The following is a 12,296-nucleotide window of genomic DNA, read 5'->3' on the forward strand; positions in this document are numbered from 1 at the left end:
AGTGTTCACCGGAATCGTCGAAGAGCTGGGTGAGGTCGTCGCCGTCGAGGAACTCGGCGACTCCAGCCGGTTCAGGCTGCGCGGCCCCCTCGTCACCGAAGGCGCCAAGCACGGCGACTCGATCGCCGTCAACGGCGTCTGCCTCACCGTCGTGGAGACGGAGGACGGCGAGTTCACGGCCGACGTGATGGCCGAGACCCTCGGCCGCTCCAGCCTGGGCGCCCTCGCCCCCGGCTCCCGCGTCAACCTGGAGCGCCCCATGGCGCTCGGCGGGCGCCTCGGCGGCCACCTCGTCCAGGGCCACGTCGACGGCACCGGCACCATCGTCGAGCGCGTGCCCGGCGAGCACTGGGAGATCGTCAGGATCGCCCTCCCCGGAACCCTTGCCCGCTACGTCGTCGAGAAGGGCTCCATCACCGTCGACGGCGTCAGCCTGACCGTCGTCGAGGCCGGCGACGAGCACTTCACCGTCAGCCTCATCCCCACCACCCTCGACCTGACCACCCTCGGCATCAAGCAGGCCGGCGACCCGGTCAACCTTGAGGTCGACGTCCTCGCCAAGTACGTCGAGCGCCTCCTGGGGCAGCGCGGCGCGAAGGAGACCGCCGCATGAGCGCCCTCGACTGGCTCAACGGAGAAGCCTTCGCGGCCTTCGGCCAGCACGTGATCTGGTCCGACATGATCGGCAACTCCATCGGCCTGGCCGCCCTCGCCCTCGGCTGGCGTCGCTCGGTGCTGACCTGGCCCACCCAGCTGCTCTCCGGCCTCATCCTCGTCGCCGCCTACGCCTCCGCCCACCTCAGCGGCGGCATCGGCAAGCAGCTCCTGGTCATCACCGTCGCCCTGTGGGGCTGGCGCCAGTGGTCCGGCGGCCGGCGGGACGCCCAGGACGGCTCCATAGCGGTCCGCTTCGCCGGCTGGCGCGAGCGCGCCCTGCTGCTCGGCGGCACCGCCGTCGGTACCCTCGCCGTCGGCTCCCTGTTCACCGCCGTGCCCGAACTGTCCTGGAACCCCTGGCCCGACGCGTACATCTTCGTCGGCACCCTCGCCGCGATGGTCGCCCAGGCCCGTGGCCTCGTGGAGTTCTGGTTCGCCTGGCTGCTGGTCGACGTGGTCGGCGTCCCGCTCGCCTTCGACAGCGGGCTCGCCTTCTCCGGCCTCGTCTACATCGTCTACCTCGTCCTCGTCCTGTGGGGCCTGCGCGACTGGTGGCTGCGTTCCCGCGCGAGCGCCCGGACCGCCACCGTTCCGGAAGGAGTAACGGCATGACCGCCGTACAGAGCTGGTACGCCACCGACAACGGTGACGCCGACGTGCTGGCCCTCGACGCCGTCGAGCGGGCCGTCGCCGACATCGCCGCCGGCCGGCCCGTCGTCGTCGTGGACGACGCCGACCGCGAGAACGAGGGCGACCTCATCGTGGCCGCCGAGAAGATCACCACCGAGATCGTGGCCTTCATGATGAGCGAGTGCCGCGGCCTGATCTGCGTGCCCATGGAGGAGCCGGACACCGACCGGCTCGACCTGCCGCAGATGGTCGGCCAGAACACCGAGTCGATGCGCACCGCGTTCACCGTCTCCGTCGACGCGAGCCGCGCGCACGGCACCGACACCGGCATCTCCGCCGCCGACCGCGCCACCACCATCCGGCTGCTGGCCGACCCCGCGGCCGTCCCCGGCGACTTCGTCCGCCCCGGCCACGTCTTCCCGCTGCGCGCCCGCCGCGGCGGCGTCCTCGCCCGCAACGGCCACACCGAGGCCGGAGTGGACCTCGCGCGCCTCGCCGGGCTGCGCCCGGCCGCCGCGATCGTGGAGATCGCCGGAGAGGACGGCGCCATGCTGCGCCTGCCCGAGCTGGTCCCCTTCGCCCGCAAGCACGGCCTGTCGATCATCTCCATCGAGGACCTGATCGCCTACCGCAAGTCCAACGAGCCCACCGTCCGGCGCGAGGCCACGACGCGGCTGCCCACCGCCTTCGGCGAGTTCCGGGCCCACGGCTACCGCTCCACCGTCGACGGCGTCGAGCACATCGCCCTCGTCGCGGGCGACCTCGGCGACGGCCAGGACGTGCTGGTGCGCGTCCACTCCGAGTGCCTGACGGGCGACGTCTTCGGCTCCCTGCGCTGCGACTGCGGCCCCCAGCTGCACGCCTCCCTGGAGCGCATCAGCAGCGAGGGGCGCGGAGTCGTCCTCTACCTCCGCGGCCACGAGGGACGCGGCATCGGCCTGCTGCCCAAGCTGCGCGCCTACGAGCTGCAGGAGGACGGCCGCGACACGCTGGACGCCAACCTCGAACTGGGCCTGCCCGCCGACGCCCGCGACTACGCCGCCGGCGCGCAGATCCTCACCGACCTCGGTGTGCGGTCGCTGCGGCTGCTGACGAACAACCCCGACAAGACCGCGGCCCTCGTCCGGCACGGTCTCAAGGTCACCGGCCGCGAGCCCATGCCCGTCCAGGCCGGGGAGCACAATCTGCGGTACCTGCGCACCAAGCGGGACCGCATGGGGCACGACCTGCCCTGGCTGGAGGCCGACCAGGTCTCCGCCTGCGGCAACCAGTGACCGGAACACCGACGACCGCCGAAGAACACCGACGAACCGACCGAACCGACCGAAGCGACCGAGGAGAGCGACACGTGAGCGGCAAGGGTGCACCCGAGCTGAGTGTGAAGAACTGCCAGGACCTGCGGGTGGCCGTCATCGCCGCGCAGTGGCACGAGAAGGTGATGGACGGCCTCGTCGACGGCGCCCTGCGGGCCCTGCACGACCTCGGCATCGACGAGCCCACCCTGCTGCGCGTGCCCGGCAGCTGGGAGCTGCCCGTCGTGGCCAAGGTCCTCGCCGGCCGCGGCTACGACGCCGTCGTCGCCCTGGGCGTCGTCATCCGCGGCGGCACCCCGCACTTCGACTACGTGTGCGAGGGCGTCACCCAGGGCCTCGCCCAGGTCTCCGTCGACACGGGCGTCCCCGTCGGCTTCGGCGTGCTCACCTGCGACACGGAGGAGCAGGCCCTGGACCGTGCCGGACTGGAGGGCTCCGCCGAGGACAAGGGCCACGAGGCGGTCACCGCCGCGGTCGCCACGGCCGTCATCCTGCGCTCGGTGTCCGAGCCCTGGCACTGACTCGCGGGCCGGACCCCGTAGGGTAGGACCACCATGTACAGGAAGACGTTCGAGGAGCTCTTCGCCGAGCTCCAGCAGAAGGCCACCGGCGACCCCGCCACCTCGCGCACCGCAGAGCTGGTGGGCAAGGGCGTCCATGCCATCGGCAAGAAGGTCGTCGAGGAGGCCGCCGAGGTCTGGATGGCCGCCGAGTACGAGGGCGCCGAGGCCACGGCCGAGGAGATCTCCCAGCTGCTCTACCACCTTCAGGTGATGATGGTGGCCCGGGGGATCTCCCTGGACGACGTATACGCTCATCTCTGACCGCACGACTTCCCCGACCCGCCCCTCCGGCACAACACACCTCCGCACGAAGGAAAACGACCTCATGCTGCGCATCGCCGTTCCCAACAAGGGTTCTCTCTCCGAGCCTGCGTCGGCGATGCTGCATGAGGCCGGCTACCGCCAGCGCAAGGACCGCAGGGAGCTCGTCCTCGTCGACGCCGACAACGACGTCGAGTTCTTCTTCCTGCGGCCCCGCGACATCGCGGTCTACGTCGGCTCCGGCAAGCTCGACATCGGCATCACCGGCCGCGACCTGCTGCTCGACTCCGGCTCCCGGGCCGAGGAGATCATGCAGCTCGGCTTCGCCGGGTCGACGTTCCGCTACGCCACCCGCCCCGGCACGGCGAAGGACGTCAGCGAGTTCGGCGGCATGACCATCGCCACGTCCTTCTCCGGCCTGGTCACCAAGCACCTCGCCGACAACGGCGTCAACGCCTCCGTCGTCCACCTCGACGGCGCCGTCGAGACCGCCATCCAGCTCGGCGTGGCCGAGGTCATCGCCGACGTCGTCGAGACCGGCACGACCCTGCGCAACGCCGGCCTGGAGATCATCGGCGAGCCGATCCTCAAGTCCGAGGCCGTCGTCATCCGCCGCCACGGCGCCCCCGCCGACGACCCCAAGGTGCAGCAGTTCCTCCGCCGCATGCAGGGCGTCCTGGTGGCCCGCCGCTACGTGATGATGGACTACGACATCCGGGTCGAGCAGGTCGACCGGGCGGTCGCCCTGACCCCCGGCCTGGAGTCGCCGACCGTCTCCCCGCTGCACCACGAGGGCTGGGTCGCCGTCCGCTCGATGGTCCCCGCCCAGGACGCCCAGCGCGTGATGGACGAGCTCTACGAGCTGGGCGCCCGCGCCATCCTCACCACCGGCATCCACGCCTGCCGCCTCTGACAGCTCCACGAGGAAGAACGCACACCGTGTCCACCCCCGTGCCGCCGCCCGGCCTGCCCGAGCTGCCCGTCACCTTCCGCCCGACCCGCACCCGGATCGTGCTGCTGAGCACCGGCACCGCCCTGCTCTGCGTGCTGACGGCGCTCTCGCTGATGCTGGAGACGTTCACCACGGGGGACCGGATCACCTTCATCTGCACCGGCCTGTTCGGCCTCGGCGTCCTCGCCCTGCTCAGCCGCCCCAAGGTCGTCGCCACCGAGGACGGCGTCACCGTCACCAACCTGACGACGACCCGGCGGCTGGCCTGGGCGCAGGTCGTCCGGGTCAACCTCCGTGCCGGCGACCCCTGGGTCCACCTCGACCTCTCCGACGGCACGAGCCTGCCCGCCATGGGCATCCAGACCGGCATCGCCAAACAGCAGGCCATCGCCGACGCCCGCGCCCTGCGCGCGCTCGCCGAGACGCACGGCACGGGAAGCTCGTCCACCTGAATCGGTGCTGCTCCCGGTTCCATGATTACTCTGGTGTCAGGGGCACGTTCGTGCCCCGCCCCCACACCGGGCACCTGCGAACCGAGGAGTGACGTACTCCGGCAATGGACGGACCGTCCTGTAGTACCTGCGCCGCCCCCCACAGCGAGGCGGCGTCATGAGTGTCACCGTGTCTCTTCTGCTGCTCGCGGCAGCCCTGCTCCTCATCCTCGCGAACGGCTTCTTCGTCGCCGCCGAATTCGGCCTGGTGACCGTGGAGAAGCCGGAGGCCGAGCGGGCCGCTGCCGACGGCGACCCCCGGGCACGCACCGTGGTGGCGTCGCTGCGCGAGCTCTCCTTCCAGCTCTCCGGCACCCAACTGGGCATCACCATCACCTCCTTGGTGGTCGGCATGCTCGCCGAGCCCGCCCTGGGCCGGCTGCTCACCGGCCCGGTCAGCATGGCCGGGCTCCCGGACGGCGCCGCCCCGGGCGTCGCCGTCGTGGCCGGCATGCTGCTGGCCTCCGCCGTCCAGATGGTCGTCGGCGAGCTGGTCCCCAAGAACTGGGCCGTCTCCCGGCCGCTGCAGGTCGCGCGGTTCGTCGCCGGCCCGCAGAGCCTCTTCGCCCACTTCTTCCGGCCCGTGATCACGCTCCTCAACACCGTCGCCAACCGGCTCGTACGGGCCCTGGGCGTCGAGCCCGCCGAGGAGCTGGCCTCCGCCCGCACCCCCGGCGAACTCGTCTCCCTCGCCCGTCACTCGGCCCGGGCCGGCGCCCTGGAACAGGACACCGCCGACCTCTTCGTGCGCACCCTCTCCCTCGGCGGCCTCACCGCCCAGCACGTGATGACCCCCCGGGTGAAGGTCAGCGCCCTGCAGTCCACCGCCACCGCGGAGGACGTCCTCAACCTCACCCGTGCCACTGGCCTCTCCCGCTTCCCCGTCTACCGGGACCGGCTCGACGAGGTCATCGGCATGGTCCACCTCAAGGACGCGCTCGCCGTCCCCGGCCACGACCGGCTGCGCACGCCCGTCGGCCGGATCGCGGTCGCCCCCCTGCTCGTCCCCGGCACCCTGCCCGTGCAGCCGCTGCTGGAGCGGCTGCGCAGCGAGCAGCCGATAGCCGTGGTCGTCGACGAGTACGGCGGCACGGCCGGTGTCGTCACCCTGGAGGACATCGTCGAGGAACTCGTCGGCGAGGTGCGCGACGAGCACGACGCCGCCGACGCGGCCCGCCCGGAGCTCGCCCCGGTGGCCTGCGAGGACGGCCGCCCGGCCTGGGACGCCGACGGCGGCTGCCGTGTCGACGCGCTGCGGCGCATCGGCCTGGAGGCGCCCGACGGCCCGTACGAGACCGTCGCCGGTCTCGTCGCCGGTCTGCTGGGGCGCATCCCCGCGGCCGGGGACGTCGCCGAGCTGCCCGGCTGGCGGCTCTCGGTGCGCCGGGTCGGTCACCACCGTGCCGAGCGCGTGCGGTTCGTCCGGACGGACGTCACGGCGGGGGCGCAGCGATGAACGTGCTGCAACTCCTCTTCGCCCTCGTGCTGGTGCTCGCCAACGGCTTCTTCGTGGGGGCCGAGTTCGCGCTCGTCTCCGTGCGGCGCAGTCAGATCGAGCCGAAGGCGGCCGAGGGCTCGTCCCGGGCCCGCACGGTCCTGACCGGGCTGGAGAACCTGCCGCAGATGATGGCGGCGGCCCAGTTCGGCATCACCGTCTGCTCCCTGACGCTGGGAGCGGTGGCCGAGCCGACCGTGGCGCGGCTGCTGGAACCCCTCTTCCACGCGGTGGGCCTGCCCGGGCAGCTGATCCACCCGTTGGGCTACGTCATCGCCCTGGCCCTGGTGGTCTTCCTGCACCTGGTCATCGGCGAGATGGTGCCCAAGAACCTGGCCATGTCCGCGCCCGACCGGGCGGCGCTGTGGCTGGGTCCCGGGCTGGTGACGTTCGCCCGGCTGTGCCGGCCGGTCACCCGGCTGCTCGGCGCGTGCGCGCACGGCGTCCTGCGGCTCTTCCGGGTCGAGCCCAAGGACGAGGTGGAGGCGGTCTTCACCAGTGAGCAGCTGACCCACCTCGTCGAGGACTCGCGGCAGGCCGGTCTGCTGGAGCCGGAGGAGCAGGAGCGGCTGGAGGACGCACTGGGGCTGGGCAGCCGCCCGGTCACCGACGTGCTGCTGGACCCGGCCACGCTGGTGACGGTCGATCCGTCGGTCACGCCCCGGCAGGTCGAGGAGCTGACCGTACGCACCGGCTACTCCCGCTTCCCCATATGCGCCTCCCCCGGCGGGGCGTTCATGGGCTACCTGCACGTCAAGGACGTCCTGGACCTGGAGGACCGCGACCGGGCCGTTCCGCAGCGCGTGTGGCGCCGCGTCGAGACGCTGCGGGCCGAGCTGCCGCTGGACGACGCGCTGACGGTGATGCGCCGCGCGGCCGCGCATCTGGCGGCGGTCACGGACGCCTCGGGGCGCGTGCTGGGGCTCGTCGCCCTGGAGGACGTCCTGGAGATGCTCGTCGGCGAGGTCCGCGACCCCGCGCACCGGGAGGTGCCCGAGGCGCGCACGCCGGAGGTGCAGGAGGCGATGGCCGGCTGAGCCGGCCCCGGCACCGCCGGCCCCCCGCCCGGCGTCACGGCGCGGGATCCTGTGGATCCCGCGCGTCGCCGCGGCGGCCGCGGGGCGAGCCCCAGCCGGGGCCCGACAGCACCTCGCCGTACGCCTGCATCAGGTCCGGCAGGCGCAGCGTCGCGAGGTCCTCGCGGGTCGGCGTGCCGGGGTAGCCGGACAGCCGCAGGTCCCGGTACGCGCAGCTCTTCTCGTACAGGGTGCGCAGGAAGCGGCCGTTGCCGAGCTCGTCGATCCAGCCCTGCTCGACGACGTGGCCGCTGATGCTGCGCAGCTCCTCCAGCGCCTCCTCGTCCCAGGCGTCGCCGTTCTCCCCGGCCAGCACCTCGCCGATGCTGGTGAGCTCCAGGGGGCGGTAGCTGGGGAAGTCCACGCGCGTGGTGAAGCGGGAGTGCAGGCCGGGGTTGGCGGCCAGCAGGCGGTCCATGCCCTCGGGGTAGCCGGCGAGGATCACCACCAGGCGGTCGCGGTTGTCCTCGGCCCGCTTGAGCAGCACCTGCAGTGCCTCGTCCCCGTAGGCGTCGCCCTTGCTGTAGCCGGAGTTGGAGAGGCTGTACGCCTCGTCGACGAAGAGCACCCCGCCCAGCGCCGAGTCGATCAGCTCGTTGGCCTTGACGGCCGTCTGCCCGAGGAACTCGCCGACCAGATCGGCCCGCTGGGCCTCGACCAGGTGGTCGCCGCCGAGCAGGCCGAGGGCGTAGAAGACCCGGCCGAGGATGCGGGCGACGGTGGTCTTGCCCGTCCCGGAGGGGCCGGAGAAGACGAAGTGCCGCTTGGGGGGCTGGACGGGCAGGCCCTGCCCGGCCCGCAGCCGGGCCATGTGCAGCTGGGCGGAGAGCGCCCGCACCTGCCGCTTGACCGGCTCCAGACCGACCATCCGCTCCAGCTCGGCGAGGGCCTCGGCCAGCAGCACGGGGTCGGAGCGGCCGGGCAGCGGCGGGGGACCGGCCTGGGCGGGCACGCGGAACTTCTCGCGCACGCCGTCGGCCTCGACGGGGGCGTTGCCCGGGGACGCGGCCCCGGGGGCCGCGCCGGGGTCGGTGCCGGTGAGGACGTCGCGGCTGTCGAGCGGGTCGGACGCGGCCTGGACGTCCTGCTCGCCGCCCGGCTCGGGGGACTCGGGGAAGAGCGCACCGCCCAGCGGCGCCGGGGCCAGGTCCACGGGGTCGTCGTCCAGACCGTCCCCGTCCGCGATGGCGGTGAGCCGCGCCGAGGTGTCCATGAACGAGGGGTCGACGCGGTGCACGGCGCGGTACAGGGGGAGCGCGGCGGCGCTGCGGCCCGTGCCCTCGTGCGCCCGGGCGAGCCAGTAGCGCAGCTCCTTGCGCTGCGGCTGTTCGCTGCGGCAGCGCATCAGCGCGGCGGCGAGCAGCGGCTCGGCGTGCCCGTACATCTCCAGCCGGACCCGGGCCATGCCGCCGAAGAGGCCCGCCTCGATGCCGAGCAACGGGTCATCCAGGAGCGGCTCGGTGTGGCCGACGAGCTGCTCCCAGTCCTTGACCAGGTAGGCGCGGCAGGCGTGCAGGAAGCGCACCTGCGGGTCCGTCTCGACGGGCGGGCAGCCGGCGAGGGCCCGGTCCAGCTCCGGGACGTGCCGGCCGTCGAGCCAGTGCGAGGCGTGGGCGAGCAGCAGGTCCCGGCCGCTCTCCAGCACCGGCTGCACCCACCAGCCGAGCCAGTACCAGGAGTTGAGCGGGCGGCGGTGGCGGCGGCGCTGCTCCCCGAAGCGGTCGCGGTGCCGGTACATGCGCAGCAGCGCGGTCGTGGTCTCGGCGCGCAGCGCGTGCAGGCCGAGCCAGGCATCGGCCATCCCGGGGTCGACGCGGACCGCGGTCCGGAACTCCTTCTCCGCCTCGGTGTACGCGCCCATGGTGTAGGCGTCGACGGCGCGCAGCCAGGCGAGATCGGCCGGGGCGGGCGGGCCCTGCATGCCGAGATCCATCACGTCCCCCACAAACCTGCCCCCGTAGCGTGCCGTGCCGCCGGGCGAGTGCCTTGGCCGCGCCTTTCCGAACTGCTGTGCTCTGGACGGGAGTTGCCGGCCGTGCCGACGCCTCCCGCCGAGGTGCCCGGGGAGGCCCCGGGAGCTGCCCGCCGATGGGGTGCGCCGTCTCGCATCGTACCTGCGCGGTCGGGGTCGGCCGAAGGGTGCGGGGGCGCAGATCACGGCGCCGCCGTGAGCCGGGGGCGGTCGCGAAAGCGATCCGGAGAGTGGTCACCGAGCGTGACGCGGTGGGGTGGTGGGGCGGAACAAAGGGTGCGAATCGCAGCACCCGGCGCAGTACGAAGCCCCCGATCACGGGGGAACAACCGGGGGCTTCGCGTCTGCAAGCGGCTTGCCTCAGCCGCACATTGAGAACGTAAGTCCTGTACGCCCCCCGGGTCAAGCCGAGTTGGGGCAGTCGGCGGGGAACGTGCGCAGCCGGGGACCGGGCCGGCCGGGGGTGGGCACGGAGCGTGACGGCGCCCTGGAATCAGTTGGTTTTCTGCTGCCCCGGCAGCAACAAATATCCCTCTTTCCCCTGCAGCACCAGGAGTTCCGCGTACGGGCGCGAGGGGTCGGTTGTGAAATGCGCGCGCTCCGCTCGCTTCCAGCCGTCCCAGAATTCGGTCAGTTCGGGGCCGTCGCGGAGTTGACCCCTTTCCCAGGAGCCCTCATCCGTCAACTCCATCCACAACAGGCAGGCGAGATACGGGCGTAGTGCGCGCCGTCCCGCGCCCACGCCCTCCACCAGCACCACGGGCGCGGCCTCCAGCGCCCGTTCCGCCGAGAACCGCCTCGCCACCCAGTCGTACGCCCGGTATCGCGCGGCCTCTCCGCGGGAGAACGGGCCGAGCACCCACTCCCGCAGCCGTCCGGTCCACTCGAAGAGCTCCTCGTGCGTCGCCAGGTCGTCCAGGTGCAGGACCGGCGCGCCGCCCAGCGCCGCCGCCAGCCGCCCGGCGAACGTGGTCTTCCCGGAACCCGCGTGGCCGTCCACGGCCACGAGCCGGACCGGTCCGATGGAGGGGGGCAGCGCCCGCAGCCGGCGGGCGAGGGCGTCCAGGCCGCCGGGGGAGGCGGCCGTCTCCCCCGGGTCATGGCCGAATTGATCGTTCACCGGACCACCCTAGGACCGGCCCGTGCCCCGCCCGGCATTGAGGGCGCGCCGCGCGGGAATCACCGGTCTGGACCGTCCGAGCGGCGATAGTGGTCCGGCCCGGACCGGCCGGAGCGCACCCGCAGCCCCACACCCACGACTGGGGGACCACCGTCATGTCCAGCAGATCCACACCCCGGCGCGCCGTGCTCGCCGCAGCCCTCGCCGTCACGGCGGCCGCCGTGCCCCTGTCGTCGGTGGCCTCCGCGGCCGCGGCCCCGCGCGGCGGTCCCGGCCGCCCGGACGGCAGCGTCGACCACCGGGCCTGGACCACCTTCCCCCAGTGGGCCGGCGGCAGGGGCGCCGGCACCCGGGTCCTCGGCGGCGCCCGTCCCGGGCTGGTGCTCGACCGCCCCCTCGGCACCGTCGAGTACACCGACCCGCACACCGGCACCACGGCCCCCTGGGAGTACGCCACCTGGCACTCCCCGGTCCACGTCCTGCCGGAGCCCGCGAGCGAGATCGTCGTCTCCTGGAACGCCCGCACCCCCGCCGGAACCTGGCTGCAGGTGGAGCTGCGCGCCGCCTACACCGACCGCACGCAGAGCCCCTGGTACGTGATGGGCCGCTGGACGTCCGGCGACGGGGCCGGTGACATCCGCCGCACGTGCGTCGACGGGCAGGGCGACAAGAAGAGCAGCGTCTCCACCGACACGCTGGCCGTCGACGATGCGTCCGGCGGACTCCGCCTGGCCTCCTACGAGCTGCGGCTCACCCTCCACCGCAGGCCCGGCACCTCCCGCACCCCCACCGTCTGGCGCGTGGGCGCAATGGCCTCCGACATCCCCGACCGCTTCACGGTGCCCGCGTCAAGGCCGGGGGAGGGCGCGGGCCACAGGCTGCGGGTGCCGCGCTACTCGCAGGAGATCCACCGGGGCCAGTACCCCGAGTACGACAACGGCGGCGAGGCGTGGTGCAGCCCCACCTCCTCGACGATGGTCATCGAGTACTGGGGGCGCGGCCCCGGCCGCGAGGACCTCGCCTGGGTCGATCCCACGTACGCCGACCCACAGGTCTGCCACGCCGCCCGCCACACCTACGACTACCAGTACAAGGGGTGTGGCAACTGGCCCTTCAACGCGGCCTACGCGGCCACCTACCAGGACCTGCAGGGCGTGGTCACCCGGCTGCGCTCCCTGAACGACGCCGAGCGGCTGGTGCGCGCCGGCATCCCGCTCATCACCTCCCAGTCCTTCCTCGCCACCGAGCTCGACGGCGCCGGCTACGGCACCGCGGGCCACCTGATGTGCGTCGTCGGCTTCACCGGCGACGGCGACGTGATCGCCAACGACCCGGCCAGCCCGTCGAACGCGGCGGTCGAACGGGTCTACAGGCGGAGGCAGTTCGAGAACATCTGGCTCAGGACCAAGCGGTACAACGCCCAGGGGCAGGTCAGAAGCGGCACCGGAGGCATCTGCTACCTCTACTTCCCCCTCCGTCCGACGACACGTCAGGCACGCGCCCTGGCGTCGGTGGGGGTGCGCTGAGGGGCGCACGCCCGGAAAGGGGGGCGCGGGAAGGAAGGAGATGCATCTCACGCCGCGGGCGTGTTTCGGGCGGCGGGGGAGGGGACCCCGCAGGAGACGGGGGCGGTGCGTGGCTGAATGCGGATGACCCATGTCCGCTTGTTGCTTCCATTCGAACGAACGATCAGTAGCCTCTGGTCAACACCCCACGGCACCTCCCCGCCCCCCCATCCCGCCCAACACCCTTGCGACGAGCTGGAG

The 12,296-nt window shown here is 72.9% G+C and carries 12 protein-coding genes; 10 read left to right on the forward strand and 2 right to left on the reverse strand.

Translation table 11 applies throughout. The features are described from left to right. The first annotated feature begins 1 nt into the window (after position 1). From LE181_RS13345 to LE181_RS13385, 9 genes are all read left to right on the forward strand, one after another. Complete coding sequence (locus LE181_RS13345; RefSeq protein ID WP_225661469.1) at positions 2 to 613, forward strand: riboflavin synthase; 612 nt, start codon at positions 2 to 4, stop codon at positions 611 to 613. After that, a complete protein-coding gene (locus LE181_RS13350) occupies positions 610 to 1,269 on the forward strand; it encodes a nicotinamide mononucleotide transporter family protein (protein ID WP_225661470.1) in 660 nt (219 codons plus the stop codon). The genes LE181_RS13345 and LE181_RS13350 overlap by 4 nt, the downstream gene beginning before the upstream one ends. Continuing rightward, the gene (locus tag LE181_RS13355) at positions 1,266 to 2,561 is read left to right on the forward strand and encodes a bifunctional 3,4-dihydroxy-2-butanone-4-phosphate synthase/GTP cyclohydrolase II (RefSeq protein ID WP_225661471.1); all 1,296 of its coding nucleotides are present in this window, start codon (positions 1,266 to 1,268) and stop codon (positions 2,559 to 2,561) included. The genes LE181_RS13350 and LE181_RS13355 overlap by 4 nt, the downstream gene beginning before the upstream one ends. A 74-nt stretch (positions 2,562 to 2,635) precedes the next feature. After that, positions 2,636 to 3,121 (forward strand): 6,7-dimethyl-8-ribityllumazine synthase, encoded by a 486-nt coding sequence (ribH, locus tag LE181_RS13360; RefSeq protein WP_225661472.1) that lies wholly within the window; start codon positions 2,636 to 2,638, stop codon positions 3,119 to 3,121. Between the two features lie 33 nt (positions 3,122 to 3,154). Further along, positions 3,155 to 3,424, forward strand: a complete 270-nt coding sequence (locus tag LE181_RS13365; protein ID WP_190109061.1) for a phosphoribosyl-ATP diphosphatase — start codon at positions 3,155 to 3,157, stop codon at positions 3,422 to 3,424. A 64-nt stretch (positions 3,425 to 3,488) separates the two neighbouring features. Next, positions 3,489 to 4,337, forward strand: coding sequence for an ATP phosphoribosyltransferase (gene hisG / locus LE181_RS13370; protein ID WP_225661473.1), 849 nt, complete (start codon positions 3,489 to 3,491; stop codon positions 4,335 to 4,337). 26 nt (positions 4,338 to 4,363) lie between these two features. Continuing rightward, positions 4,364 to 4,828 carry a PH domain-containing protein gene (locus LE181_RS13375; protein ID WP_225661474.1) on the forward strand — a complete coding sequence of 155 codons (465 nt, stop codon included), beginning with the start codon at positions 4,364 to 4,366 and terminating at the stop codon, positions 4,826 to 4,828. A 157-nt stretch (positions 4,829 to 4,985) separates the two neighbouring features. Further along, complete coding sequence (locus LE181_RS13380; protein ID WP_225661475.1) at positions 4,986 to 6,323, forward strand: hemolysin family protein; 1,338 nt, start codon at positions 4,986 to 4,988, stop codon at positions 6,321 to 6,323. Then, positions 6,320 to 7,399 carry a hemolysin family protein gene (locus tag LE181_RS13385; RefSeq protein ID WP_225661476.1) on the forward strand — a complete coding sequence of 360 codons (1,080 nt, stop codon included), beginning with the start codon at positions 6,320 to 6,322 and terminating at the stop codon, positions 7,397 to 7,399. The genes LE181_RS13380 and LE181_RS13385 overlap by 4 nt, the downstream gene beginning before the upstream one ends. A 34-nt stretch (positions 7,400 to 7,433) precedes the next feature. On the opposite strand, the gene LE181_RS13390 is transcribed toward LE181_RS13385, so the two are convergent. Continuing rightward, positions 7,434 to 9,371: an AAA family ATPase gene (locus LE181_RS13390; protein ID WP_225661477.1), complete on the reverse strand. Its 1,938-nt coding sequence runs from the start codon at positions 9,369 to 9,371 to the stop codon at positions 7,434 to 7,436. 532 nt (positions 9,372 to 9,903) lie between these two features. After that, complete coding sequence (locus LE181_RS13395) at positions 9,904 to 10,530, reverse strand: uridine kinase family protein (RefSeq protein ID WP_372458338.1); 627 nt, start codon at positions 10,528 to 10,530, stop codon at positions 9,904 to 9,906. A 155-nt stretch (positions 10,531 to 10,685) separates the two neighbouring features. On the opposite strand from LE181_RS13395, the gene LE181_RS13400 reads away from it, so the two are divergent. Further along, a complete protein-coding gene (locus LE181_RS13400; RefSeq protein ID WP_225661478.1) occupies positions 10,686 to 12,056 on the forward strand; it encodes a C39 family peptidase in 1,371 nt (456 codons plus the stop codon). Positions 12,057 to 12,296 lie beyond the last annotated feature (240 nt).

This window comes from Streptomyces sichuanensis, assembly GCF_020328095.1.
In the GTDB taxonomy this organism is placed as follows: Bacteria; Actinomycetota; Actinomycetes; order Streptomycetales; family Streptomycetaceae; genus Streptomyces; species Streptomyces cinnamoneus.

What these genes read in the sequence shown, in the direction of transcription:
- LE181_RS13355 (WP_225661471.1), top strand. Translation starts at nt 1,266, where the DNA reads ATGACCGCCGTACAGAGCTGGTACGCCACCGACAACGGTGACGCCGAC.
- hisG (WP_225661473.1), top strand. Translation starts at nt 3,489, where the DNA reads ATGCTGCGCATCGCCGTTCCCAACAAGGGTTCTCTCTCCGAGCCTGCG.
- LE181_RS13400 (WP_225661478.1), top strand. Translation starts at nt 10,686, where the DNA reads ATGTCCAGCAGATCCACACCCCGGCGCGCCGTGCTCGCCGCAGCCCTC.
- LE181_RS13365 (WP_190109061.1), top strand. Translation starts at nt 3,155, where the DNA reads ATGTACAGGAAGACGTTCGAGGAGCTCTTCGCCGAGCTCCAGCAGAAG.
- LE181_RS13385 (WP_225661476.1), top strand. Translation starts at nt 6,320, where the DNA reads ATGAACGTGCTGCAACTCCTCTTCGCCCTCGTGCTGGTGCTCGCCAAC.
- LE181_RS13390 (WP_225661477.1), bottom strand. Translation starts at nt 9,371, where the DNA reads ATGGATCTCGGCATGCAGGGCCCGCCCGCCCCGGCCGATCTCGCCTGG.
- LE181_RS13350 (WP_225661470.1), top strand. Translation starts at nt 610, where the DNA reads ATGAGCGCCCTCGACTGGCTCAACGGAGAAGCCTTCGCGGCCTTCGGC.
- LE181_RS13380 (WP_225661475.1), top strand. Translation starts at nt 4,986, where the DNA reads ATGAGTGTCACCGTGTCTCTTCTGCTGCTCGCGGCAGCCCTGCTCCTC.